The organism is Belnapia arida (genome assembly GCF_016773205.1).
In the GTDB taxonomy this organism is placed as follows: Bacteria; Pseudomonadota; Alphaproteobacteria; order Acetobacterales; family Acetobacteraceae; genus Belnapia; species Belnapia arida.
Map to the genome: position 1 here is coordinate 16,710 of NZ_JAETWB010000010.1, position 24,255 is coordinate 40,964.

A 24,255-nucleotide genomic window follows, 5' to 3' on the forward strand; every position below is an offset into this window, starting at 1 on the left:
TGTGGACTGAGATGTGGACGGGTTGCACCGGCGGCAGCCCGGCCTTGCCCTTCCGTCGATCCGCGCCACGGCATGGACCCGCCCGCTGCCGGGGCCTGGAGGTCCCTAGAGCCCGTGCGTCACCCGCCGGGAGTTGCTGCGGCGCAGGTTGCGCAGCCGTGCCAGGGCCCAGAGCGGGAAGAGCCGCGCATAGCCGTGGTAGCGAAGGTAGAAGACGCGCGGGAAGCCCGTGCCGGTATAGTCCTCTTCCGGCCAGGCGCCGTCCGGTCCCTGGTTGCGCAGCAGCCAGAGCGCGCCGCGATCGACCGCAGGGTCCTCCACCACCCCGGCGGCCATCAACGCCAGAAGCGCCCAAGCGGTCTGGCTGGCGCTGCTCGGGCCCATGCGGCGGTCCGGGTCCGCGCGGGTGCCGCCGCGGCGGGGATAGGTCAGCCCGTCCTCGCCCCAGCCGCCATCCGGGTTCTGCACGGATTTCAGCCAGGTGACAGCCTTGCGCATGGCCGGATGCGCGGGCGGCAGGCCGGCGGCGTTCAGCGCCGTCACCGCCGACCAGGTGCCGTAGACGTAATTGACGCCCCAGCGGCCGTACCAGGCGCCGTCCGGCTCCTGCTCGCCGAGGAGGTAGTCGATGGAGCGGCGCATCACCGGGCTGTCCGGCGCATGGCCGAGCTGGGCCAGCATGGCGAGGCAGCGGCCGGAGACATCGGCAGTCGGCGGGTCGAGCAGCGCGCCGTGGTCGGCGAAGGGGATGCTGTTCAGGTACTGATGGGTGTTGTCGGCGTCGAAGGCGCCCCAGCCGCCGCCCTTCGACTGCATGCCCACGACCCATTCGGTGGCGCGGGCGATGGCGGCGTCGGTGCGGTCTTCCGGCAGGGCAGCGGTCTGCTTGCGGGCGCGGTCGAGGGCGAGGACGACGGCGGCGGTGTCGTCGACATCCGGGTAATGCGGGTTGGCATACTGGAAGGCCCAGCCGCCGGGCGGGACGCCGGGGCGGGCCTCGGCCCAGTCGCCTTCCAGGTCCGTCACCTGCCGGTCGAGCAGCCACTCGAGGCCGCGCCCGGCGGCCGCCTCGGCCTCCTCGCCGCCGGCCTCCAGCAGCGCGTGGGAGACGAGGGCGGTGTCCCAGATGGGGGAGAGGCAGGGCTGGACATAGGTCTCGTCCCGCTCCGGCCGGTCCATCACCAGCTTCTCGACCGCGGCCCAGGCGGTGACCATGCGCGGGTCGTCCTCGGCCACGCCGAGGCAGTGGTACATCCAGATCGCGTTCGCCATGGCGGGGTAGATGGCGCCGAGCCCGTCCTCGCCATTCAGCCGCTCAGTGACGAAGGCCTCGGCGCGGGCCTCGGCGCGGGCGCGCAGCGTCTCGGGGATCAGGCCGTGGGCACGTTGCAGGACGGCGTCCATCTGGCGGAACAGGGTGCGCCAGGGCTCGGCCGCATGGGCGCCGCCGGGCCATTGCTTCACCAGGGCGGGCGGGGTGCGGAACAGCTCCGTCACCGAGACGCCGAGCGGCTCGAGCGGCTGCGGCCTGTGGGCCATCACCACGGTCAGCGGCACCAGCACGGTGCGGGCCCAGTAGCTGATCTTCGACAGGTGGAAGGGGAACCAGCGGGGCAGCAGCACGATCTCGGGCGGCATCACCGGCACCGCCTGCCAGGGCACCTGGCCGAAGAGCGCGAGCGTCGCCCGGGTGAAGACGTTGCTCTGCTCCGCCCCGCCGGCGGCGAGGATGGCGGAGCGGGCGCGCTCCATATGCGGGGCATTGACCGGGTCGCCGATCAGGCGGAGGGCGAAATAGGCCTTCACCGAGCAGGAGATGTCGATCGGCCCGCCATGGAAGAGCGGCCAGCCGCCATCGCAATTGGCATCCTGCTGCGCCTGGAGGCGGCGGAGGTAGCGGCCGATCCGCGCCTCGCGCGCCGGATCGCGCTGGCCGAAGAAGCGGCGCAGCATCAGGTACTCGGCGGGGATGGTGGCGTCGGCCTCCAGTTCGAAAACCCAATGACCGTCCGGCTGCTGATGGCCGAGGAGATGCGCCGCGGCGCTGTCGATTGCGGCGTCGAGAGGCCCCGGCACCAGCGGGCCACTCGGTCCGGCCAGCGCCAGGTCCGACCGCAGCGCCGCCGCGGCGAGATCCTGAATCGTGGACAAGGCGAACAATCCTCTAGGGGCCGGACGTGACGCCAGCCGATCAACTTATGCGAATACGGCCTCTTACCGTGCTTGCGAAGGGGAAGTTGCCCGGATGGGATTGCATTAATCCGCTCCTGTGGCTCGATCCGCGCGCGGACCAGCTTCGCCCTTCCACATCCCTCCCCGGCCGCGCCACTCGGCGAAGGCCGAGTCCAGCGTGAACAGCATATAGGCGGCGGCGATCCCCGGCAGGGCCAGCCCACGCAGGGGAGACATGCCGAATCGGCGCAGGGTGGGGGCGAAGGCGAGCGCCATGCCCCCCCAGGCGAGCAGGCCGAGCCAACGGGCGGGGCCGCCGGCCAGCAGCGCCAGCGCGGGCGGGGCAAGGTAGACAAGGGCCAGCGCCGCGATCATCCCGGCAAGCGTCAGGGCATTGTAGCCGAGCTGCGCATAGGCGGTGCGCGCCACCATGCGGCGGATGGCGCCCGCGCCCTCATAGGGGCGGAGGCTCTCGACCCGCTCGGTGAGGCCGGTCCAGATCGGGCCGACGCCCTTCATCCGCCGGGCCAGGGCGCAGTCGTCGATGATGGCGCCGCGGATCGGGGCGAGGCCGCCGGCACGCTGGAAGCCACGGCGATCCAGCAGGACGCAGCCGCCCGCCGCCGCCGCCGTCCGCGCGCTCGGGTCGTTCGACCAGCGGAAGGGATAGAGCATTTGGAAGAAGAAGATGAAGGCCGGGATCAGCCAGAGCTCGGCGGCGCTGGCGCATCGCAGCCGGGCCATCAGCGAGACCAGGACGAGGCCCCCGGCCTCCGCCCGCTGCACCAGGCGGCGGAGGCTGTCCGGCGCGTGGCGGATATCGGCATCGGTGAAGAGCAGCCGGCCGGGCGGCTCCCGCAGCGCCTCGGCGAGGCCCTGCTCCAGCGCCCAGAGCTTGCCGGTCCAGCCGGGCGGGCGGGCGCGGCCCCGGATCACGGTGAGCCTGGGGTCGCCGGCGGCGGCGGCGCGGGCGACATCGCCGGTGCCGTCCGTGCTGCGGTCGTCGACCACCACCAGCCGGAAGGGGCCGGGATAGTCCTGGGCGAGCAGGCCGCGCACCGTCTCGCCAATGGTCTCGGCCTCGTCCCGCGCCGGGATGATGGCGGCGACGCCCGGCCAGCGCGGCGGCTCGGGCAGGGTGGCGGCGTCGCTGTCGTCGTCGCGGGCCAGCCAGAAGAAGCCGCGGCCGAGCAGCAGCACGGCCCAGGCGAGGCAGCAGGCCAGCGCCAGCCCCAAGGCCAACCAGGTCACCGGTTGAGCATCCCCTGCTCGCGGAACCAGGCGATGGCCTCGGCCACCGCCTCCTGCCAGGGCCGGGCATGGTGGCCGAGCATGCGCTCCGCCTTGGCAGCGCTGAAATACATCGGGCGCGCGGCCATGCGGAGGCCATCGAGGGTCAGCATCGGCTCCCGCCCCGTCAGCCGGGCCAGGCCCTCGGAAGCGACGGCCGCCGGCCAGAGCGGCGCGCGCGGCAGCCGCACCGGGCGGCGTCGGCCGAAGATCGCCGAGATGCGGGTCAGCAGCTCGCCGAGCGGCACGTCCTGGCCGCCGAGGATATGGCGCTCGCCCACCTCGCCCCGGGTGAGCGCGGCGACGCAGCCGGCGGCCACGTCATCGACATGGACGAGGTTGAGGCCGGTATCGACGAAGGCCGGCATCCGCCCCCGCGCCGCTTCGAGGATGATGCGGCCGGTCGGCGTCGGGCGGCGGTCGCGGGGGCCGATGGGCGTCGAGGGGTTGACGATGACGGCGGGCAGGCCGGCCTCGGCGACCAGCCGCTCGACCAGCCGCTCCGCCTCGGTCTTGCTGCGCTTGTAGGGGCCGATGGCCTCCCCGGGCGAGGCGGCATCCGCCTCGGTGGCCGGCCGGCCGTCGCGGCGGGGCTTCAGCGTGGCGACGGAGGAGACATGGACGACGCGGCGGCAGCCCTCGGCCAGCGCCGCGCGCATCACCGCCTCGGTCCCGGCGACGTTCACCGCCCACATGCGCTCCGGGTCGGGGACGAAGATGCGGTAGTCGGCGGCGCAATGGATGGCGGCGTCGCAGCTGCGCATGGCCTCGGCGATGGAGGCCGCATCGGTGAGGTCGCCGGGGATGAACTCCACCGGCAGGCCGCTGAGCACGGCACGCGGCGTCTCCGGCCGGACCAGGGCGCGGACGCGGTGGCCGGCGCCATGCAGGGCCAGGGCGATGGCCGAGCCGAGGAAGCCCGTCGCCCCGGTCAGCATCACGGTCCCGGTCATGGCCGGCGGCGGCTGGTGCCAGGCGGGGGAAACCCGGGCCTCATCGGCAAAGCGGCAGCGAACCTGGCATTTCGGACCGTTTGTGTCGGCAATGTCCCATTCCGTGTTGCGGCGCAGGGCGCATGGATAGGTAATCGGGGACCGTTAGGCCAGTACCCTTCGGCGCCGCCCCCTGCCCTGCCGCCGGGGCTCGCTTCGCCGAAGCCGAGGGGTTGCAGCTCGATCGCCGGCCCCGCAGGCCCGGCAGGCGGAGGACCGCTATTCCCGCTCGATCCCGGCGCGGCGCACGACATCCTGCCATCGGGTCCGTTCCGCGGCGAGCAGGCGGTCCATCGCCTCGGGCGGGCCACCCACCGGCTCCGCGCCCCAGCTCGCCAGCCTCTCGCGCACCTCCGGCAGCAGGAGGATGCGGTCGATCTCCTCCGCCAGTCGCCTGCGGACCGCCATCGGCGTGCCCGCGGGAGCGGCGTAGCCAAGCCAGGCCGCGGCCTCGTAGCCGGGGATGCCGGCCTCCTGCAGCGTCGGCACCTCAGGCAGCAGGGCGAAGCGCCGGGCGCCGCCCACCGCCAGCGGGCGCAGCGTGCCGGCGCGGAAATCCTCGAGGAAGGAGGGCGCCTGCTCGATCACCAGCTGGATCCGCCCCGCCAGCAGGTCGGTCCGCGCCGGGGCGCCGCCCCGGTACTGCACCATCTCCATCGGCACGCCGCCGGCGAGCGCGCGGAACATCTCGACGGTGAGGCGGGAGGCCATGCCGGAGGTGGCGAAATTGATCGCGCCCGGCCGGGCGCGGGCCAGCGCCAGGAATTCCTGCACGCTCGATACGCCGAGCGAGGCGGGGACGACCATCACATAGGGGATCGTCGCCACCATGGAGACGCCGCAGAGGTCGCGCTCCGGGTCGTAGGGCAGCGTCTTGTAGACATAGGGATTCACCGCCATCGGCCCCGGGCTGGCGGCGAGCAGCGTGTAGCCATCGGCCGGCGCCTTCGCCACCGCATCGGCGCCGAGGATGCCGAAGGCGCCCGCGCGGTTCTCGACCGCCACCTGCTGCCCGAGCGGGGTGGCCAGCCGCTCCGCGACCAGCCGGGCGATGAGGTCGGTGGCGCCGCCGGGCGCGAAGGGCACGACGACGCGGAGCGGCCGCGCCGGCCAGGCCTCGGCACGCGCGATGGCCGGCAGGGCGAGGGCGGCGAGGAGGGTGCGGCGGCGCGGCATCAGGCGGGCTCGGAGAAGAAGCGGTTGGCGGGGCGCGGCAGGCCGAGATTGTCCCGGAGCGTCCGGCCCTCATAAGCCGTGCGGAACAGGCCGCGGCGTTGCAGCTCCGGCACCACGAGCCGGATGAGGCGCTCGAGCCCGGTCGGCACCACCGGGGCCGCGATCATGAAGCCGTCGCAGGCCTCGGTCCGGTACCACTCCTCCATCAGGTCCGCGATCTGCCGGGCGCTGCCCTTGAACAGGTTGCCCGCCATCTGCGGCAGGATGCGCTTGTAGGTCTGCCGCACCGTCAGCCCTTCCGCGCGGGCCACGCCGAGGATCGCCTTGCCGATGCCGGTCGGCCCGACATGCTCCGCCTCGAGATCGGGCATCGGTTCGTCGAGCGCGTAGCCCGTCATGCGGTGGCCGATCATCTTGGAGAGGTAGTCGAGGCCGACCGCGGGGGAGACGAGATCCTCCAGCGCCTGGAACAGTGCATCGGCCTCGGCTTCCGTCTCGCCGACGAAGATGGTGACGCCGCTCAGGATCTTCAGGCTCTCCGGCCTGCGGCCATAGCGCGGCAGGCGCGCCTTGAGGTCGGCATAGAGCGTGCGGGCGCGTTCGATCGTCCCCTCGATGGCGAAGACGCAATCGGCGGTGCGGGCCGAGAGCTCCTTGCCCATCTCCGACTGCCCGGCCGAGAAGATCACCGGATGGCCCTGCACCGGGCGCGGCGCGTTCAGCGGCCCGGCGACCGAGAAATGTTCGCCCTTGTGGTTCAGCGCATGCACCCGCGCCGGGTCGAGGAAGCGCCCGCTGGCCTTGTCCTGCGAAAAGGCATCGTCGGCCCAGGAGTCCCACAAGCCCTTGACTATGTCGGCGAATTCGCCGGCGCGGGCGTAGCGGTCCTCGCGCGGCGCATGCGCCTCCTTGCTGAAGTTCAGCGCATCGCCGGGATTCGAGGTGGTGACCAGGTTCCAGCCCGCCCGTCCGCCGCTGATATGGTCGAGCGAGGCGAAGCGCCGCGCCACCGCATAGGGCTCGTCATAGGTCGTCGTGGTGGTGGCGACGAGGCCGATATGCCGCGTCACCATGGCGAGCGCCGAGAGCAGCGTCACCGGCTCGAACACCGCCGGCCGGTCGGAGGGGCTGGTGGCGGCGAAGAGGTCTGGCTTGTCGAGGTTCCGCACGCCGTTGCCATCGGCGAGGAAGAGCAGGTCGAACAGTCCGGCCTCGGCGATGCGGGCCAGGCGTACGGCATTCTCAAGGTTGCTGGCCGGACGGTCCCAGGCATCCGGATGGCGCCATTCGCCGACATGGGACCCTTGGGCATTCGCATTGGCGGCGAGGATCATGGGAATGGCGGCGGCTCCCCGGCAGGCTGGTGGCTGGGGCGGAGTGCAGCCGGTCCCGCCGGGCTTGGCAAGCGCCGGACGCCGCCCCGACGCCGCCCCGGTGGCAGGGGGCCCGGCCCGGCCGGTGCTTGACGCCGAAGTCCGGGTAGGATTACCGGGGCTTCGCACATCGAACGAATGTTCGCATTCCGACCAACGGTGCGGCAGCCGGCTCCCAGGCGCCGGCGAGCCACCTCGGACGCAAAGGACGCAGCGCGGTGCCGGAAGACGTCTCCCGGGCTCGGGCCGGGGCGGAGCCGCCGAAGGCTTCGGACAACCCGAAAAACCAGGTTCAGTCTGTGGCCAGGGCCTTCGGCCGAAACCTGCCCGCGCTGACCGTCGCCGAGGTCGCGGGCCGCGCCGGGCTCGACCGCGGCATCGCCTTCCGCCTGATTGCCACCTTGGCCATCCCGCGGGCGCGGGACCTGGCGGCGGAGCCGAGCGATGGGGCGCGCCTGCCGCTGGGCGCCATCGGGGTGTCCGCGGCATGACGATGACTGATGCACCCGGTCCCCGGCTCCGCCTGCTTGCCGACGACCTCACCGGGGCGCTGGACACCGCTGCCGAGCTCACCGCGCTCTGCGGGCCGGTGGAGGTTCTCTGGGATGGCGCGGCGGAGGGACCCTCGCCCCCCGGCAGCGTCGCGCTGGATTCCGGCACCCGGGAGGCCACGCGCGATGCCGCCATCGCACGGGCCGGCTCCCTGGCCCCGGCGCTGGCCGGTGCGGGCATCGCCTACAAGAAGGTGGACAGCCTGCTGCGCGGCCATGTCGCCGCCGAGCTCGCCGCCTGCTTCCGTCTGGGCGCCTGGCGCCACTGCGTCCTCGCCCCCGCCTTCCCGGCGCAGGGCCGCATCACCCGCGGCGGGCGCCTGATGGTGGGACGGCCGGAGGGCGGCGGCTGGTCCCCGGCCGGGGAGCGGGGCCTGCAGGACATGCTGGCGGCCGAGGGACTGCCGGCCGAGACGGGACGCACCGATGCGCCGCTGCCGCCCGGCATCGCCGTGTTCGATGCCGCGACCGAGGAGGATCTCGCGCGCCTCGCCGCGCTGGGCCGCGCGGCGCAGGGGCCGGTGCTGTGGTGCGGCAGCGGCGGGCTGGCCCGCGCGCTGGCCGGCGAGGCCAAGGTGTGGCCCTCGACCCTGCTCGAAGCCCCGGTGCTCGGGCTGTTCGGCTCCGACCAGGCGGTGACGGCGCGGCAGCTGGCGGCCTGCGGCCCGAGCTGGCTCCGGCTCGCGGAGGGGGGCAGCGCCGGGGCGGCCGGCATCGCGCGGCGGATGGGGAAGACCGGCGTGGCGCTGGCAAGCCTCGACCTGCCGCCCGGGCTGGCGCGCGGCGAAGCGGCGCGCCGCATCGAGGCCGCCTTCGTCGCCCTGGCGCGCCGCCTGCCGCGCCCCGGCACCCTCATCGCTGCCGGCGGCGAGACCCTGCGGGCGCTCTGCCGCGGCCTCGGGGCGCGGTCGCTGCGGACGGCGGGGCTGGTCGCGCCGGGCGTCCCGCGCTCGGTCATGCAGGGCGGCGCCTGGGACGGCGTCTCCGTCATCTCCAAATCCGGCGCCTTCGGCACCGACGCGCTCTGGCGCGACCTTCTCGGCCATAACGGCCTGCCCATGGGGAACATCCACCAATGACGCCACGGCACCTTGCGATCACCATGGGCGATCCCGCCGGGATCGGGCCCGAGATCATCGTCAAGGCCTGCGAGGCGCTGAGCGGGCGCATCGCGGCCGGCGAGCTGCGGCTGCTCGTGATCGGCAGCGGCAGGGCGCTGGAACGCGCCCGCGCCGCGCTGGCGCCCGGGCTCGCCATCCCCGAGGTCACCGCCGAACAGGACGACTGGCCGGCCCTGTGCTTCCTGCAGGCCGGCCCGGAGGGCGCGCCGATCGAGCCGGGGGTGCTCTCGGCCGATGGCGGCCGCTTCGCTTATCTCGCGGTCGAGCAGGGCGTGCGGCTCGCGCAGTCCGGCCGGGCCGGCGCCATCGTCACCGCGCCGCTGAACAAGGAGGCGCTGAACAAGGCCGGCTACCACTATGCCGGCCACACCGAGATGCTGGCCTCGCTGACCGGGGTGAAGGGCTCGGTGATGCTGCTGGCGCACGGCAACATGCGGGTCAGCCACGTCACCACCCATGTGGCGCTGCAGGACGTGCCGAAGCGGCTGACGCCCGAGCGCCTGCGCTTGGTGCTGGACCTGACGCAGGAGGCCCTGCTCGGCCTGGGCATCCGGGAGCCGCGCATCGCCGTCGCCGCCCTCAACCCGCATGCCGGAGAGGGCGGGCTGTTCGGCCGGGAGGATATCGAGGTCTCCGAGCCCACCATCGCCCAGGCGGTGCGGGACGGATTGCAGGTGTCCGGCCCGGTGCCGGGCGACACCGTCTTCGTCAAGCTGCGGGCCGGCCAGTACGACGCGGTGGTGGCGATGTATCACGACCAGGGGCACATCCCGGTCAAGCTGCTCGGCTTCAACGTCGATCCCGCGACCGGGAAATGGGACGCGCTGTCGGGCGTCAACATCACCCTCGGCCTGCCGATCATCCGCACCTCGGTCGACCACGGCACCGCCTTCGACATCGCAGGACGGGGCATCGCCAGCGAGCGCAGCCTGATCGAGGCCATCGAATACGCCGAGCGGCTTGCCGCCCACCGCGCTACCGCCTGATCGCCAGCGCCGGCCCGCTGCGCCTCGTCGCGGGCGCGGGGGCCGACTATCGGCCGGGTGCCCGGTTCCGTAAGCTGGTGCGAGAGATGCCGGGCAGAGCATCCCACGTCCAGGAAACGGAATCGCATCGATGAACAGGCTCGACGGCAAGGTTGCGTTGGTTTCGGGTGCGGCGCGCGGCATCGGCGGGGAGGCCGCCCGGCTGATGGCGAAGGCGGGCGCGGCGGTGGTCGTTGCGGATATCCTCGGCGAGGCCGGGCGGCTGACCGTCGAGGCCATCCGCGGCGAAGGCGGCCAGGCCGAGTACGCGCATCTCGACGTGACGCGCGAGGAGGACTGGCGGGCCGCCATCGGCCTCGCCACCACGCGGTTCGGCAAGCTCGACATCCTGGTGAACAACGCCGGCGTCTTCATCGGCAAGTCGATCGAGGATGTCACCCTTGCGGAATGGGACAGGCTCGTCGCCGTCAACATGACCGGCGTCTTCCTCGGCACCCGGCTCGCCGTGCCGGCGCTGCGGGAGGCGGCGGCCTCCTCCGAGCATGGCAGCGCCATCGTCAACCTCGCCTCCATCGCCGGCATTGTCGGCTCGCAACTCGACCCGCTCTATTCGATGACGAAGGGCGGGGTGACGCTGTTCACCAAGTCGGCCGCGCTGGAATTCGGGCGCAAGGGCTACCGGATCCGCGTCAACTCCATCCATCCCGGCGTGATCGAGACGGATATGGGCGAGCAGACCTTCGTCGCGCGCGCGCAGCGGACCGGCAGCAACGACACCGCCCCGGCGCGGAAGGTCGCGATGGATTCGGTTCCGTGGGGCCGTCTCGGCATGGCCTCGGACATCGCCAAGGGCATCGTGTTCCTCGCCTCCGACGACGCCGGCTACATGAACGGCGCCGGCCTCGTGGTCGATGGCGGCGTGACCGCGGCCTGAGCCGAACCCCCGCTCGAACCGAGATTCCAAGGAGCATCAACCCCATGCCTGACATGACGCCCGCTCCGGCCGCCCGGAGCTTTGATGCGCTCATCATCGGCGCCGGCTTCTCCGGCCTGTACCAGTTGCTGTGCCTCAGGGACCGGCTGGGGCTGAACGTTCAGGTGCTGGAAGCGGGCGATGGCGTAGGCGGCACCTGGTACTGGAACCGCTACCCAGGCGCGCGGTGCGATTCCGAGAGCCATTCCTACAACTACACCTTCTCGAAGGAGTTGTTCGAGGAATGGGAATGGTCGGAGCGCTACCCGGAACAGCCGGAGATCATGCGCTACCTGAACCATGTCGCCGACCGCTTCGACCTGAAGCGCGACATCTGCTTCGGCACCCGCGTCGTCGCCGCGCGCCATGACGAGGCGGCGGGGTCCTGGACCGTGACGACCGAGGCCGGCGAGAAGCTGACCGCGCAGTTCCTCATCACCGCCGTGGGCTGCCTCTCGACGGCGAACGTGCCGGCGCTTCCCGGGCTCGGCGATTTCGCGGGCCGCTGGTACCATACCGGGCAGTGGCCGCATGAGGGCGTGGACTTCAGGGGGAAGCGCGTCGGCCTGGTCGGCACCGGCTCCACCGGCATCCAGGCGACCCCCGTCATCGCCGAGGCGGCGGCGCACCTCACCGTGTTCCAGCGCACGCCGAATTACAGCGTGCCGGCCCACAACGCGCCGCTGACGCCGGAATTCAGGCAGTGGGTGAGGCACAACCATGCCGAGCTTCGCCGCATCATGCAGAGCACTCCGAACGGCCACCCCTTCGTCATCGAGGACCGTTCGGTCTGGGACGTGACCGCCGAGCAGCGCCAGGCCATCTACGAAGCGGCCTGGGCCAAGGGCGGCCTGCAATTCCGCGCGGCCTTCCGCGACCTGCTGGTCGACAAGGAGGCGAACGACACCGCGGCGGCGTTCCTGAAGGACAAGATCCGCGAGATCGTGAAGGACCCGGCCACCGCCGAATTGCTGGCCGATATCGACCATCCCTATGCCGCCAAGCGTCCGCCCATCGACAGCGACTATTTCGCGACCTTCAACCGCCCCAATGTCACGCTGGCCGATGTGCGCCGTGCGCCGATCGAGCGCATCACGCCCGCCGGCATCCGCACCGCGGCGGCGGAGTATCCGCTCGACATCATCGTCTTCGCCACCGGCTTCGATGCCATGACCGGCCCATTGCTCAGGATGAACATCGAGGGCCGGGACGGGCGGGCCCTGGCAGAGGCCTGGGAGGCCGGGCCGCGCAACTACCTCGGCTTGCAGGTCGCAGGGTTCCCGAACCTGTTCACCATCACCGGGCCCGGCAGCCCTTCCGTGCTCTGCAACATGCCGGTCGCCATCGAGCAGCATGTCGAATGGATCACCGACTGCATCGCCCGGCTGCGCGCCGATGGCCTGGCGCGGATCGAGCCGACGGAGGCTGCGATGGATGACTGGGTCACGCAGGTCAACGATGCTGCGCATGCGACATTGCTGCCGCAGGCGCATCATTCCTGGTATCTCGGGGCCAATGTGCCGGGCAAGCCGCGCGTCTTCATGCCCTATGCCGGCGGCATGGCGCGCTACCGCGCCATCTGCGACGAGGTCGCCGCCGCCGGCTATCCTGGCTTCATGCGAGGCGCGTGAACGGCACCTTCAGGTCCGAACCAGCGGGCAACCGCCTTCCGCAAGGGGGCGGAAGGCCTGCTCGGCCGGCACGGTCTCCAGAACCTTGAAGACGTCGCCGGGGTTGCGGCTCTCCTCCGGCGTCTTCACCTGGAACAGGTGGACTGGGACGATCATCTGCCCGTCCTGACGGATCATGCCCTGGCCGAAGGCATCGTCATCGGTCGGCATCGCCTTCATCCGTTCGACCGTCCGCTGGCCCGACCGCTTGGCCTCGGCCACGCCCATCTCCTTCACCGCCTTGAGGTAATGGACGGTTGCCGCATAGGCACCGGCATGCAGGGAGTTCGGCAATACGGTCGGCCGCTCGAAGCGTGGCTTGACGCGATTGTAGAAGGCGCGGGTACGGTCGTTCAGGTCCCAGTAGAAGCTCTCGGTCAGCACCAGGCCCTGGGCGAGCGGCAGGCCCATGCCGGCGACATCCGTGATGAAGGCACCGAGGCCGGCGACCTTGGTGCCGCGGCGTGTCAGGCCGAACTCCTGGGTCTGCTTCATGCAGTTGATCAGGTCCGCCCCGGAATGCGCCAGCGCGATGACCTTGGCCCGGCTCGACTGGGCCTGCAGCAGGAAGGAGGCGAAGTCGGTGGTTCCGGGGAACGGGTGCCGCACGCTGCCGGCGACCTTGCCGCCGGCAGCCCGGACGAACTGGGATGCATCCTCCTGCAGGGCATGACCGAAGGCGTAGTCCGCCGTGACGAAGAACCAGCTGTCGCCGCCCGCCTTCGTCAGGGCCGTGGCGGTGGCGTGCCCCATGGCCCAGGTGTCCAGCGGGCCGTGCACGAGGTTGGGGGAACATTGGGCGCCGGTCAGCACGGAGGACAGGGCGCCCGTGTTCAGGTGCACCTTGTCCTTCTCGCGGGCGACGGTGTTGGCCGCCAGCGCCACCGCGGTGTTGCCGACCTGGACGAGGGCGTCGACCCCGGCCCGGTCGATCCATTCCCGGACGATGGCACTTGCGATATCCGGCCGGTTCTGATGGTCCGCACGGACGATCTCGACGCGGATGCCAGGGTTCTGGGCGGTGAACTCCGCCACCGCCTGTTGCACGCATGCGGTCCCGGTCGGCCCCTCGACGTCCTTGTAGGGCCCGGACATGTCGGTCAGCGCGCCCAACCGGATGAGGTTGTCCGCTGGCTGCGCCGCGGCAAGCCTGGGTGCGGAGAGCAGGGCGAGCGATGAAGCGCCGAGTAGGGCGCGCCGGCCGATGGTCATGAGTCCTCCCGTGATGCCGCCGGCGATTCGGGGCCGCGATGCGCGGGGCCCGTCGCCATGCCGGCTTGGGGAGACCCTGTACACGACGGAGCCGCGGAGCGTAACCGCCCGGCGCCCCATGCCTGGCTCAGCCGTGGGCCTGCGGACCTGCAATCACAGGGCCACCGGCCGCACCTGCGTGGGCACGATCCATCCCGGATGGCCTCCGCCATGCCCTGAGCCGTATGATGCCGGCAACGGGCGCGCCCTGGCCGGCGTGACACCGCGGGGGAAACATCATGCTACGCTCGGAACACCGCATCCTCACCACGCATACCGGCAGCCTGCCGCGGCCGTCCGGCCTGACGCAGCTCTACGCCCGCCGAGCCCGCGGCGAGGCCGTGGACCCGGTGGCCATCGACGTGGCCGGGCGGGAGGCGCTGGGGGGCATCATCCCGGCCCAGATCGAGGCAGGGCTCGATGTCGTCAACAACGGCGAGCAGCAGCGGGACAGCTTCGCGCTGTATCTCCGCCACCGCCTCACCGGCATCGGCGGCGAGAGCGTCCGCGCCACCTTCGCCGACATCGACGCCTATCCGGAGTTCAAGGCGGAGTTCACCCGCCAGGCCGGCACGAAGGAGGCAGTGAGCAACACCGCCCTGCTGCCCGCCGCCATCGGCCCCGTCGCCTATGCCGACGCCCGCGCGATCGAGGCGGAGTGCGACGACTTCGCGGCCGCGCTCGCGCCCCTCTCCGGCCGATATGCGGAGGCCTTCCTGACCGCCCCCTCGCCGGGGATCATCGCCTCCATCGTGCAGAACCGGCACTACGCGACCGAGGAGGCCTATCTGGCGGCGTTGGCCGAGGCGCTGGCGGTCGAGTACCGCGCCGTCGTCGCGCGCGGCTGGGTGCTGCAGCTCGACTGCCCGGACCTGGCGCTGGAACGGCACTGCTCCTACCGCGACCGTCCGCTCGCGGATTTCCTGGCCTTCGTCGAACGCGTGGTGACGGCCATCAACCGCGCCCTGGCGGGCATCCCGCGTGACCGGGTGCGGCTGCATGTCTGCTGGGGGAATTACGAGGCGCCGCACGACCAGGACGTGCCGCTTGCGGAGATCCTGCCGATCCTGCTGCGCGCCGATGTCGGCGGGCTGGTGCTGCCCTTCGCCAACCCGCGGCATGCGCATGAGATCCGTTGCCTGGAGCGGATGCCGCTCGCGGCCGACCAGCTGATGGTCGCGGGCGTGATCGACACGCTGACCAATTTCGTCGAACACCCCGAGGTCGTGGCCGAGCGGATCGAACGCGTGGCGCGGGCGGTGGGCGACCCGCGCCGGGTGCTGGCCGGCACCGATTGCGGCTTCGACACCTCGGCCGGCCGCGGGCGTGTCGCCCCCGACGTGGTCTGGGCGAAGCTCCGCAGCCTCGCCGAAGGCGCGCGACTCGCCTCCGCGCGGCTCTTCCCCGCGGCCGGGTGAGGCGCGGCGCATGTGCTGGATCTGCGAGGTTCGGCGCGAATTCGCCGGCTTGACGGTCAGGGCGGAGCCGGCTGCGCCGCCGGCAGGCGCGGAGGAGGCCGCCTCCCCTCCCCCCGCCGCTCCGGTCAGCCCTTCGCCAGGCCCACATCCCGCAGCGCCTGGCCCATCGCCGCGTCGGACCGGTCCATGAAGGCGGCGAAGCCCGCGGCATCGGCGAAGCTCATCCCGAAGCCGCGGGTCGTCATGAAGGCCTGGAATTCCTCCGAGCGGTAGACGCGGTCGAGCGCGGCGCCGAGAACCTGCCTGACCTCGGCCGGCAGGCCCAGGGGGCCGGCGATGCCCCGCCAGAGCCCCGCTGCGTAGTCGATGCCGAGCGCCTCCTTCAGCGTCGGCACCTCGGGGAAGGCCGCGTTGCGCTCGGCCGCCATGACCACGAGGGGCCGGACGCGCCGGGCATCGACCATGCTCCGGCCCTCCGGCAGGGAGCAGGCCGCGAGGTCGATGCCGCCTGCCGCGAGTTCCTGCATGCCCAGCGCGGCGCCCTCGACCGGAACCCAGAGCACGTGCTCGGCGCCGAGTCCCATGGCGCGCAGCCAGCCGACGAGCGCCAGGTGCCAGCTGCCGCCGCGGCCGGAGCCGCTGCCCTTGATCCGCCGCGGCGGGGCCGCGCGCAGCGCCTCGGCCAGCGCGCGGATGTCGGCATGCGGCGAGGTGGCATTGACCAGCACCGCCGCCGGATCCTGGTTCAGCAGCGCGATCGGCGTGTAGCTGCGCGGAGTGATCTCGGTCAGGCCAACCCAGTGCATCATGGCGATCTCGAGCGTCAGCATGCCGATGGTGTGGCCATCGGGCGCCGCGCCGGCGATGGCGGCATGGCCGACGACGCCCTGGCCGCCGGTGCGGTTGACCACGACGATGGGTTGGCCGAGATCGCGCTCGAGCAGGGCGGCGACCATGCGCGCGACGGCGTCCGTGCCACCGCCGGCTGCCCAGGGCACCAAGAGCTGGATGGGACGGGACGGGTAGCGCCCCTGGGCGCCGGCCCGCGGCGGGCGCAGCGCCAGGGCCAGGGCGGGCGCCGCCAGCAGGCCGCGGCGATGGGTCACGAGCGGCCCGGCTTGCGGCTTCCTGGTCGTCGCAGGCCCGCATGGCCGGCCATCGCGTATCGGCATCCGTCTTTCCTCCCAAGTCGCCAGGAATGGCATCGCGGCAGGGCCGGATGCCTCGGCGGCTTCCTTCTTGTGCGGGAACTCAGCGCCGTGGCGGAGGCCGTGTCAAAGGAAACAGAAAGGCCGGCCGAGCGGCAAAGCGGGCGGCGGGTTCGGCGCCGCCCGCTTGGCGCCACGGAAATCCGCCGGATCGTGGTGCCGACGGGGTTCCCGCCTGGTTGCCTCCGCCTGGATGAGCCTGGTACGGCAAAGCCCCACACCGCGATCCATTCGTCCGAACCATCCGCCGACTGATCCTCGCGCGCAACGCCGTCGAGCGCGTGCTCGGCTGCCCCAAGGTTTTGCACGGACGCGGCCTGGCACGACGACCTGGGCGGATCCTTCGCCACAGCAGTCAATGGCCGGTACCGAAACCGTGCCCCCGCTGTTGCGGCACGGGCATGCGCCACACGGTTCTCCGAATACCTCGCCCCGTGCTGGGCTACGTGCCCTTCGACCGGACGCGCGGGGGCCTCCGCCAGGGACAGGCATTCTCCGGTGCCGAAGAGTATGGGCATCATCCGATCCGACTCTGCCGCGCTCGACGGCGATCTCGCCGTCCCGCGCTATTGCTGAGGAGCAAAGCACCCACCTTTGGTTACTCCCATTGGCGGCCTGCAAACGTGCTGCCGCCGCGCCCGGCAGCAATCCAGCGGCGCTGCCCATGGAAGTTCCAGAACACTCCGGAGAATTCCGGGGTGCCGGCAGGGATGGCGTGCTTCATTTCAAGCCCTGGATTACCTGCTGCCGCTCGCTTCGGTGCCATGCCGCCTACCCTGTGAGAACTCCGTCTCGCGCGGGACCCGCCAAGCCGCGCTGTGCAGCCACCCGAGCAGGATCGTGGCCAGAGGCATCTGGCCCTGGAGAGATCTATGACACGTGACGAATGCGCGGCTCATGTCACCCAGTTGGGCGAAGCCCTCGGCATCGGGACGCTTATCCTGGACGAGGACGGGCTCTGCATCCTGGCGGTGAGCGATGGCGGCCTCATCCCCACGATCGGGTGGAACGCCAACGGCCGCACCCTGGACGTGATGATCTGCCTCGACCTGGAGCCGAAGGACAGCGAGCTGCGCATGCTCATGGCGGAGAATTTTGCCTGGGACGCCGCGGCGGGCGCAGTCTTCGCGCTCGAGCCGCAAACGGGCGCCCTGGTCATCCAGCGGCGTTGCACCTCGACGGACCTCGAACACGGGCTGTTGCCTGTCCTCGACATCCTGATCGACCTGGCCGAGTCCTGTACCGCGCGCTTCTCCGCACCGGCCGATGAGGAAATGCCCATGCCTGCCTCACCTCCCCTGGGCTTCGGCGCCGGGAGCATCAGGGGATGAGCGTCTCCATCAACCAGTATGTCCAGCAGGCGAAGCTCAGCCGCGAAGGAAACATACGCGAAAGCGCAACAACGCCCGGCGACATCACCAACCGCGGGACATTCGGTGGGCGTGTCGTTGCTGCCTTCCGGAACCTTGGCGAGGCGCTCGGCTTCGTCCAGGCCGATGCAACCAAGGCGCAGCGCCAGCAGAATGCGGTCGCCGGCTTCCGCGCCGCCCTCGTAGATCGCTTCGGCGCAGACCTAGCGGACGCTGCCCTGGTCAGGGCAGGCATCAAGCCGGGCACGCAGAAACTCACCGGCCAGCATGTGATGGATGCGGTGCAACACGCCAAGGCCGACATGCGGTTCTATCGCATGGAGAACGTGGCCAAGATCAAGCCGTACAAGGCGCCGGCCGCTGGTCAGCAGGCCTCGCCCCAGTTACAGGCGGTGGCCCGCGCGCTGCAGCCGCCGGTCGATCTCGCCTCCCTAACGCCCGCAGCATGGAAGGCATTCGAGAGCCGTTTCATCCTGGAGGCAAAAACCGCGACCGTCTTCGGAACGGCGCTGCTGACGCGCGAAGCGCTTGCAAAAACGGCGCGGGCGGTGCTCCGCGACGTGGTCGAACTCGATGGCGCCGGCAGCCTCGACAGGGCGCAGAAGGCACGAGCGGACTTCCACCGGGCCATCCGCGACACGATCATCGACATGTGCCTTGGCAAGGATGAGGGCCGGCTGGCCGATCGACTCGGCAAGGTGTCGGAAACCTTTGCAGCCATGCACGATGCCGACGGACTGCTGGAGGGCGGCACCGATGACGTGGAAAGCATCATCGATGCCGCGGTCATTCAGGCATTCTCAGGCTTGTCCCGGGAGCAGGCAAGGGCGGCGCAGCGCAACGCGCTGGCGGAGAATTCCCCGTTGCGCAACCTGTACAAAGCCATCGACGACGCCAAGAACCAAGACCTGACAACGAATGCCAGACAACGTCTTGGCATTGCGCAAAGGACTGCGTTGAAGATCGTAGGCGGCTTCGCCAGTGTCCTCGGCCCACTGTCCGATAGCCGTGACAACGACATCTACGAAGTAACCATAAGCAAGGATTCCAGCAAAGGCGGGCAGCGACGGGCGGCGACGGCAGTGGACGGCTTAGTGGCAGCGTCACGGCCCGAGGAGTCGCGGGCAGAGCAATTGGTGGCTGGTACCTTGGCGCGTGCCATCCGCGGCAAACTCAAGCCTGCGGAGGCGACCGGCATTGTCAGGCAGCACGTCGCTGCGATGTGCATCGAGAACCCCCAAGCACGACCTTTGAAGATCCTCGCCGAGCTGCGGACGGCCTTGCGGGCGGAGACGCGTCTGCCGAAGGCCATTCAGGACCAGTTCGAAGCGGCGCTGGTACACGCCGAAAAGGTGGATTGGCGAGGTGCTGGCCTCGTCGAGCGGGTGGCCATGCTACATGCCGCTTCGGCACAAGGAGCGGATGTCAGGGCCGAGGTGGACCAGGCACTGCGCTCCCAATCTCCTCCGCCGAGAACAGAGATGGAGCGGCACAGCGCCCTGAAGGAGCTTGGCAAGCGGCTCACGGGAACGATGGAAGACCACCGTCCCCCAGGCACCGAGGACGACTACTACGAGAAGGCCAAGGGTGACGTGAGGCTGACTGTCATGCAGATGAGAGCCGAAAGCCTCCTGAGTGTGACCCGCTCCACATTGGAAGCCGGTATCAGCCGCGAAGGCTTTTCGGTCGAGGAGCAGGCGGCAGCGTTCGTGGAGAGCTTCCTGCGGTCAGGCCAGGAGGTCATGGCCTCGCCGAGGAAGGCTCTCGACTCGCTGCAGGCCGAAGTGGAGCGTTTGCCTGCCGACCATCCAGCGGGCAAGGCCTTGATGGGTGCTATTGCACACGAACGCCTTGCTCCTCATTGGCCGAAGCCTTTGTAGGGCACGAACGACGAGCATTAGCACGACGATGCCAGCAGCTGTGCTGCACCGCAGCTGGACAAGACGCACCATCGAACTTGGAAAGTTTGGTACGTGATACCCGTCGGCGATGTGGAATTCCCTGAATTTCCCTGGTGCGTACAGACGATATTGCCAATGATCGGCGCTGCGGACGAGGAAGAGTCCGCCGGATTGAGCAAGCTTCGGCAAAGGCGAGAAGCATAGGCATATAGCTGTTGGTTGGAGGCGGATATCGTCCCTCACCCGCCGCAATGATGCGACTATAGGTGCCGTGACGCCACCTGCCTTCGCAATCCTGATCACCGTCGGCGCTGACAGGGTCCAGAATCCCGCCGATCAGCGTCATCCGACAAGCACAATGGCAATGCATGAAGAGGAGACCAGGGAATGGCCGGTGTTTTCAACTACGTCAGCGACGTCATCGTGAGCGGCACCGCCGATGACGACAACATCATTTCCTACGGCAACAACGACACGATCATCGGCTTTGGCGGTGACGACACCATCCTGAGTGCTGGCCAGGAGGTCCTGATTTACGGCGACAGCCTCGTCACCGGCGGCGAAGACTCCGGCACTGGCAAGGATCTGATATTCGGGCGGGAAGGGCCGGATACGATCTGGGGCGGTGCTTCGGCCGACACGATGACGGGGGGTGGCAGCTTCACGACCAGTGGCATCGACACCTTCAGCTTCGGATGGGTGCCGCAGGCACGATTGCCGACCCTCGATACGACCGATTTCCAGGGCAACAACGACCTGATCATAGACTTCGACCAAGCCAGCGGAGACACCATCGACCTCAATGGCTACATGCTAGAGCCCAATACCGGGGTGTTCCTGGGCACCAAGCCGTTCACCGATGAGAACGTCTTGCAGGTACGCTACGAGGACCAGGGCGACACGACTGCCGTGCAGTTCAAGGCCCCGACCTCCTCCAACGTCGCCACCGCACAAACGGGCGAGATCGATCTCGGCGGCAAGGCCTACGTCCTTACCATCGCCGACTTCGCTCCCGGTCTCGAGGACCGAAGCGGCACTGGCTGCAGCGCGCCCCCGACCGAAGAGGTCGACTGGAATGCCCTGGCGGCGCAGGTTCTGGCCAACTTCGCCGCCACGGGACATTGGTTTGTGTAGGTCTTCGACCCCGATGCTGACCCGGTGGCTGCAGCATCTCAGGCAGGATACTGGCACCAAGCCGATGGCCCATTAGCTAGACTGCTCCGGCCAGGGAGGTTCCCTGGCCGGACGACGCTGGCAACACCTCTGGGCTCAGACAAGTCGCGTCTGTCCATTCCTGCCCTGCGAAGCGCCCTTCAGGCGAAGAGGAAGTCACAACCAGAGAGGGCATCGAGCTGCACGTCCCTCAGCACGATGACTTCACCGGGAGCGACACGCAGCAAGAGGTCTGGGCCCGCCTGTCGCGCCACGCTGGCCAGGCTGGCGAAGCTGTGGATATTCGTCGCCGTCAGGTCGATGCGGTCCTCGCCCGGGGTGAAGTCCGTCACGACGTCACGACCTATAGCGCCGCCGAAGACGAACCGGTCGGCACCGGCACTGCCGGTCAACAGGTCATGATCGTGGTCCCTGCCGCCTGTCAGCGTGTCGGCACCTCGTCCACCGATCACCTGGTCCGCGCCGCTGCCCCCATCCAGGTGATCGTCGCCGTTGCCACCGCGAAGGGTGTCAGCACCCTGTTGACCCAACAGCCGATCTGCGCCCCCACCACCCAACAAGCGGTCATCGCCATAGCCGCCATCGAGGGAATCGTTGCCATCACGGCCCAGGATTCGGTCGCTGCCCGAGAGACCGCGGACGTGGTCGTTGAGCGACGTGCCGACCAGCCGGTCAGAGGAACCTGTCCCGACGAAGGCCGAAAGCGCCTCGACGCTGACATAATCCACCTCCAGCAGCCGCGTCTGATTTTGCGTGGCCTGAGAGACGGGCGGCAGGTTGCCGTAATCGGAAACTTGCGACCAGCTGCTTGGTGGCCCCCAGATGTTCATCCACAACTGCATGGGCTGGGTGGGAACGACACCCGTCTCCGTTCGGATCAGCGTACCATCGACGAGCCAGCGAACCTGGTTCGGCAGCCATTCAATCCTGTAGACGTGGAATTCGCTGAGATTGCCGCTATCAGGAACGGGATCAATCTGGAAGACGCCGTCGTCGTACGGGTCGTCCTGATAGACATTGGTCTGGATAAGGTTCGGATCGGACGGATCCTGACTGCGCTTGGGGATCCACTCGACATCGATCTCGTCGTGCCGGCCATTAGGCAGTGCCACGAACGGGAATATCCCGGCGATGAGGCCGGACGGGTTGGCAGGCCGTCCGTCCGCGTCGTTCGGGCCAAGGCGGGCGCGCGCCTCGAAAGCGATTCCATTGGGACTGTTGCTGGTGTCGAAGCCGAAGGCCTCCTTCGTGAAGCCGGCGGTTCCGAAATAGGTCGGCTGGTCGGGCCTTCCGGTCGGATTGTGGGTGTCGAGGCGCAGGATGGCGTTTCCGCCCTGTGCGACAGGAAGGCTGGCGCGGATCTGGGTATTGCCCAGGAAGGACGGATCGCCAGTCGGAAAGCTCCAATCCGCGGCGCTCAGCGATCCGTCAGTGTTGAAATCGTCTCTGAATATGCTGCGTGTCGAGGAAATCTGCTGCATGTCCAGTGTCTCCTCCCGGCGGTTCTGCTACCCGCGGCCAGCTCAGGCTGTCATGCGCAATGCGTTGCTGCACAGGCAAGGCGGTACGTGCAGCATCGCCGTCAGGTTCTGGCGCAGCGAGCTCAGGTGGCCATGAAGACAATGACGGCGCCTGCGGCAGCGCTCAAGGCGAGCGCTGTGGAATGTTATGGAACTCCAAGAAGACGCAGGACTGCCGACGAGGCTCATGGCATGAGGCGGTACGCCGCCGTCACACGAAGCGACGGCGGGAGGAGAGCCTATGCCGCCCATGTGGCAGGGCCTTCCTGCAGCCGCATCAACCGATCTTCTGCACGACGCCTTTCAAGGCATCGCCAATCGTCTTGATCATGGTGGACTGCAGATTGATGGCAAGCGACCACTGGTTGGTCATCGCCTGAAGCTTGACCATGTCGGCCGAGTTGGTCGAATCCATCGTCTTGGTGAAGGAGTTCAGCTGGTTCTGGTAGTTATCCGTCGCACGGCCAGCCGTATCAGCCACCGACTGGTAGTCGAAATTCCCGATTCCAGACATCGATATCACCCTTCCTCAACTGGTTGCTCTCACCTTGCCGCCTTTGACTCACCGTAGTGCTGCCAAGCGGTCTGCAGAACCTGACCGGCCGCTTCGACCGCCTCGGACACCGCCAGCAATTCGCGGTACTCAGCGGGCGCTGCGCCTGCCGCCAGCTGTCGTTGCACATTCTCGCGCAACTTTGCCAGCACCTGCTCGGCATGACGTCTTTCCGCACCGTCCGCATCGCCGCGCAGACGGCCTTGCAGTTCGGTTAAGTCCGTCTCAGCGCTCATTTGTTCCATCCTCCATTACCCAATTCGGCGGCCTGGCGTAGGGAAGCTCGATTTCCCCGGCCGCGGATGCGGCGCGCAGCTTGCGTGCTTCGATTGCCGTGATCCGCCAGGCCTCGCCGATGCGGTCACCTATGCCGAGGCGCTGGCCGTCGCCCATGACGAGGTAAGGCTCATGCCCCAGCTTGACACCGCTTGGCTCCACCGTGGCGGTAGGCAGCAACTCCGCTTCCAACTGAAGCCAATGCCCGAAGCGCGCTTCGAACTCCCGCGCGACATCCGGCCAGCGTGCGATTCCTTCGGGTGAGCCTTCGCCGACGACACGGAATCCACGTGAGGTGGCGGAGATCTGAACTCCGGCAACGATGCCGTTGGCCGGAAGCGCCTGCTCGAGCGCCGCGCGCGCACGGGCCGGCGTCACCATCCGATCGACCGCTTGGCGCAATCCGGGCACATCCGTGCGCAGCTGCCGTATCATGCTCTCGACCGCATCGTCGCCGCCCGGCATGAACCCGTCCAACTCGACATGTCCGGGGCCGACCACCTGTACGCTTGCGTCGGGCGTGAAGGAGCGAACCACCGTCAAGATGGATTCCGCCAGCATGGCATCGGTGATGACGGACACGTCGGCGGCCACCCCTGCCCACCGCAGCGCCGCCACCAGCCGTGCCACCTGTTCGTCCGACGCGACCTGCCCGGTGACCGCCACGCGATCCCCACTCGCCGCTGCTGCCACCGTACCGCTCATTTCCAGCGATGCCAGGACTGTTCGCGTCCGTTCGACCGGCGATGCGGTGGGCGCTGCTGGGGGGGGCGGCACCGGCGCCAATGCCCACCGAGCCGCGGCACCGGCTGTTACCAGGACGGCCGCCGCTGCGGCAAGCCACGGCGCGCGGCGGGACAGGCGTTCGGGCGAAGGGGTTTCTCTCGCCATGGCCTGCATGGTGTCCTCGCCGGCGGAGGCAAGCAGAACCTGCGTCGGCGCATTGAGCGCGATGCTGTTCCAGTCCGCCTCGCAAGGTCCCAGTGCGAAGCTGGTTGCGCCGACTTTCACCGGCGTCAATGCCGCGAGCGTACGCTCCTCACCTGCCGTAAGCGGTACCCCACCTACCAACACGTCGTCGCCCAATGCAGCGATGAAGACCGCTCCCTCCACGAGCCTGATGCGGAGATGCGCCGGCGCCAGCATGGGCTCGACGAAGGTGACGTCTGCCTCGGGTCCCGATCCGACCAGCCACTCGCCTTCGGCAAGCACGATCTCCCCCCCTTTGCTCGGACCGTCCAGAACATGCAGCACCAGCCGCTCCGGTGCCTGTTGCCGCAA

General features: G+C 69.6%; 20 protein-coding genes. 9 read left to right on the plus strand and 11 right to left on the minus strand.

What is annotated here, in order from left to right; translation table 11 throughout:
* Positions 1 to 105: 105 nt before the first annotated feature.
* From shc to JMJ56_RS18465, 5 genes are all read right to left on the minus strand, one after another.
* Entirely contained in the window at positions 106 to 2,151 is a 2,046-nt protein-coding gene (shc, locus tag JMJ56_RS18445; protein ID WP_236037939.1) for a squalene--hopene cyclase, read from the minus strand.
* 105 nt (positions 2,152 to 2,256) lie between these two features.
* Entirely contained in the window at positions 2,257 to 3,423 is a 1,167-nt protein-coding gene (locus JMJ56_RS18450) for a glycosyltransferase (protein ID WP_328702417.1), read from the minus strand.
* A complete protein-coding gene (gene hpnA / locus JMJ56_RS18455) occupies positions 3,420 to 4,415 on the minus strand; it encodes a hopanoid-associated sugar epimerase (protein WP_202833246.1) in 996 nt (331 codons plus the stop codon). The genes JMJ56_RS18450 and hpnA overlap by 4 nt, the downstream gene beginning before the upstream one ends.
* Before the next feature lie 258 nt (positions 4,416 to 4,673).
* The gene (locus JMJ56_RS18460) at positions 4,674 to 5,630 is read right to left on the minus strand and encodes a Bug family tripartite tricarboxylate transporter substrate binding protein (protein WP_202833247.1); all 957 of its coding nucleotides are present in this window, start codon (positions 5,628 to 5,630) and stop codon (positions 4,674 to 4,676) included.
* Positions 5,630 to 6,964: an LLM class flavin-dependent oxidoreductase gene (locus tag JMJ56_RS18465; RefSeq protein WP_202833248.1), complete on the minus strand. Its 1,335-nt coding sequence runs from the start codon at positions 6,962 to 6,964 to the stop codon at positions 5,630 to 5,632. Before JMJ56_RS18465 ends, JMJ56_RS18460 begins: the two co-directional genes overlap by 1 nt.
* Before the next feature lie 257 nt (positions 6,965 to 7,221).
* Between JMJ56_RS18465 and JMJ56_RS18470 the strand changes: the two genes are divergently transcribed.
* The 5 genes from JMJ56_RS18470 to JMJ56_RS18490 all read left to right on the plus strand — a co-directional run bounded on the left by JMJ56_RS18470 (position 7,222) and on the right by JMJ56_RS18490 (position 12,265).
* On the plus strand, positions 7,222 to 7,494 hold the full coding sequence (locus JMJ56_RS18470; RefSeq protein ID WP_202833249.1) for a helix-turn-helix domain-containing protein: 273 nt from the start codon (positions 7,222 to 7,224) through the stop codon (positions 7,492 to 7,494).
* Positions 7,491 to 8,633: a four-carbon acid sugar kinase family protein gene (locus JMJ56_RS18475; protein ID WP_202833250.1), complete on the plus strand. Its 1,143-nt coding sequence runs from the start codon at positions 7,491 to 7,493 to the stop codon at positions 8,631 to 8,633. The genes JMJ56_RS18470 and JMJ56_RS18475 overlap by 4 nt, the downstream gene beginning before the upstream one ends.
* A complete protein-coding gene (pdxA, locus tag JMJ56_RS18480; RefSeq protein WP_202833251.1) occupies positions 8,630 to 9,661 on the plus strand; it encodes a 4-hydroxythreonine-4-phosphate dehydrogenase PdxA in 1,032 nt (343 codons plus the stop codon). The genes JMJ56_RS18475 and pdxA overlap by 4 nt, the downstream gene beginning before the upstream one ends.
* A 130-nt stretch (positions 9,662 to 9,791) precedes the next feature.
* Positions 9,792 to 10,595, plus strand: coding sequence for a glucose 1-dehydrogenase (locus JMJ56_RS18485; protein ID WP_202833252.1), 804 nt, complete (start codon positions 9,792 to 9,794; stop codon positions 10,593 to 10,595).
* 44 nt (positions 10,596 to 10,639) lie between these two features.
* A complete protein-coding gene (locus JMJ56_RS18490) occupies positions 10,640 to 12,265 on the plus strand; it encodes a flavin-containing monooxygenase (RefSeq protein WP_236037940.1) in 1,626 nt (541 codons plus the stop codon).
* A gap of 9 nt (positions 12,266 to 12,274) precedes the next feature.
* On the opposite strand, the gene JMJ56_RS18495 is transcribed toward JMJ56_RS18490, so the two are convergent.
* The gene (locus JMJ56_RS18495; protein WP_202833253.1) at positions 12,275 to 13,516 is read right to left on the minus strand and encodes an ABC transporter substrate-binding protein; all 1,242 of its coding nucleotides are present in this window, start codon (positions 13,514 to 13,516) and stop codon (positions 12,275 to 12,277) included.
* 278 nt (positions 13,517 to 13,794) lie between these two features.
* On the opposite strand from JMJ56_RS18495, the gene JMJ56_RS18500 reads away from it, so the two are divergent.
* Complete coding sequence (locus tag JMJ56_RS18500) at positions 13,795 to 14,973, plus strand: uroporphyrinogen decarboxylase/cobalamine-independent methonine synthase family protein (protein WP_202833254.1); 1,179 nt, start codon at positions 13,795 to 13,797, stop codon at positions 14,971 to 14,973.
* Between the two features lie 125 nt (positions 14,974 to 15,098).
* On the opposite strand, the gene JMJ56_RS18505 is transcribed toward JMJ56_RS18500, so the two are convergent.
* On the minus strand, positions 15,099 to 16,079 hold the full coding sequence (locus tag JMJ56_RS18505; protein ID WP_328702418.1) for a tripartite tricarboxylate transporter substrate binding protein: 981 nt from the start codon (positions 16,077 to 16,079) through the stop codon (positions 15,099 to 15,101).
* A 974-nt stretch (positions 16,080 to 17,053) separates the two neighbouring features.
* Between JMJ56_RS18505 and JMJ56_RS18510 the strand changes: the two genes are divergently transcribed.
* From JMJ56_RS18510 to JMJ56_RS18520, 3 genes are all read left to right on the plus strand, one after another.
* Positions 17,054 to 17,512 (plus strand): type III secretion system chaperone, encoded by a 459-nt coding sequence (locus tag JMJ56_RS18510; protein WP_202833256.1) that lies wholly within the window; start codon positions 17,054 to 17,056, stop codon positions 17,510 to 17,512.
* Positions 17,509 to 19,431 (plus strand): hypothetical protein, encoded by a 1,923-nt coding sequence (locus JMJ56_RS18515; RefSeq protein ID WP_202833257.1) that lies wholly within the window; start codon positions 17,509 to 17,511, stop codon positions 19,429 to 19,431. Before JMJ56_RS18510 ends, JMJ56_RS18515 begins: the two co-directional genes overlap by 4 nt.
* A gap of 408 nt (positions 19,432 to 19,839) precedes the next feature.
* Positions 19,840 to 20,586 (plus strand): calcium-binding protein, encoded by a 747-nt coding sequence (locus JMJ56_RS18520; protein WP_202833258.1) that lies wholly within the window; start codon positions 19,840 to 19,842, stop codon positions 20,584 to 20,586.
* Positions 20,587 to 20,765: 179 nt separating this feature from the next.
* On the opposite strand, the gene JMJ56_RS18525 is transcribed toward JMJ56_RS18520, so the two are convergent.
* From JMJ56_RS18525 to JMJ56_RS18540, 4 genes are all read right to left on the minus strand, one after another.
* Positions 20,766 to 22,106 (minus strand): family 16 glycosylhydrolase, encoded by a 1,341-nt coding sequence (locus JMJ56_RS18525; protein ID WP_202833259.1) that lies wholly within the window; start codon positions 22,104 to 22,106, stop codon positions 20,766 to 20,768.
* 316 nt (positions 22,107 to 22,422) lie between these two features.
* Entirely contained in the window at positions 22,423 to 22,659 is a 237-nt protein-coding gene (locus JMJ56_RS18530; protein WP_202833260.1) for an EscF/YscF/HrpA family type III secretion system needle major subunit, read from the minus strand.
* Positions 22,660 to 22,688: 29 nt separating this feature from the next.
* Entirely contained in the window at positions 22,689 to 22,934 is a 246-nt protein-coding gene (locus JMJ56_RS18535) for an EscE/YscE/SsaE family type III secretion system needle protein co-chaperone (RefSeq protein ID WP_202833261.1), read from the minus strand.
* Positions 22,924 to 24,228 carry an FHA domain-containing protein gene (locus tag JMJ56_RS18540; protein ID WP_202833262.1) on the minus strand — a complete coding sequence of 435 codons (1,305 nt, stop codon included), beginning with the start codon at positions 24,226 to 24,228 and terminating at the stop codon, positions 22,924 to 22,926. The genes JMJ56_RS18535 and JMJ56_RS18540 overlap by 11 nt, the downstream gene beginning before the upstream one ends.
* Between the last annotated feature and the right edge of the window lie 27 nt (positions 24,229 to 24,255).

Excerpts from the sequence above, each read along its gene's own strand:
- hpnA (WP_202833246.1), bottom strand. The coding sequence starts at position 4,415 with ATGACCGGGACCGTGATGCTGACCGGGGCGACGGGCTTCCTCGGCTCG.
- JMJ56_RS18460 (WP_202833247.1), bottom strand. The coding sequence starts at position 5,630 with ATGCCGCGCCGCCGCACCCTCCTCGCCGCCCTCGCCCTGCCGGCCATC.
- JMJ56_RS18465 (WP_202833248.1), bottom strand. The coding sequence starts at position 6,964 with ATGATCCTCGCCGCCAATGCGAATGCCCAAGGGTCCCATGTCGGCGAA.
- JMJ56_RS18475 (WP_202833250.1), top strand. The coding sequence starts at position 7,491 with ATGACGATGACTGATGCACCCGGTCCCCGGCTCCGCCTGCTTGCCGAC.
- pdxA (WP_202833251.1), top strand. The coding sequence starts at position 8,630 with ATGACGCCACGGCACCTTGCGATCACCATGGGCGATCCCGCCGGGATC.
- JMJ56_RS18485 (WP_202833252.1), top strand. The coding sequence starts at position 9,792 with ATGAACAGGCTCGACGGCAAGGTTGCGTTGGTTTCGGGTGCGGCGCGC.
- JMJ56_RS18490 (WP_236037940.1), top strand. The coding sequence starts at position 10,640 with ATGCCTGACATGACGCCCGCTCCGGCCGCCCGGAGCTTTGATGCGCTC.
- JMJ56_RS18495 (WP_202833253.1), bottom strand. The coding sequence starts at position 13,516 with ATGACCATCGGCCGGCGCGCCCTACTCGGCGCTTCATCGCTCGCCCTG.
- JMJ56_RS18500 (WP_202833254.1), top strand. The coding sequence starts at position 13,795 with ATGCTACGCTCGGAACACCGCATCCTCACCACGCATACCGGCAGCCTG.
- JMJ56_RS18510 (WP_202833256.1), top strand. The coding sequence starts at position 17,054 with ATGACACGTGACGAATGCGCGGCTCATGTCACCCAGTTGGGCGAAGCC.
- JMJ56_RS18515 (WP_202833257.1), top strand. The coding sequence starts at position 17,509 with ATGAGCGTCTCCATCAACCAGTATGTCCAGCAGGCGAAGCTCAGCCGC.
- JMJ56_RS18520 (WP_202833258.1), top strand. The coding sequence starts at position 19,840 with ATGGCCGGTGTTTTCAACTACGTCAGCGACGTCATCGTGAGCGGCACC.
- JMJ56_RS18525 (WP_202833259.1), bottom strand. The coding sequence starts at position 22,106 with ATGCAGCAGATTTCCTCGACACGCAGCATATTCAGAGACGATTTCAAC.
- JMJ56_RS18530 (WP_202833260.1), bottom strand. The coding sequence starts at position 22,659 with ATGTCTGGAATCGGGAATTTCGACTACCAGTCGGTGGCTGATACGGCT.
- JMJ56_RS18535 (WP_202833261.1), bottom strand. The coding sequence starts at position 22,934 with ATGAGCGCTGAGACGGACTTAACCGAACTGCAAGGCCGTCTGCGCGGC.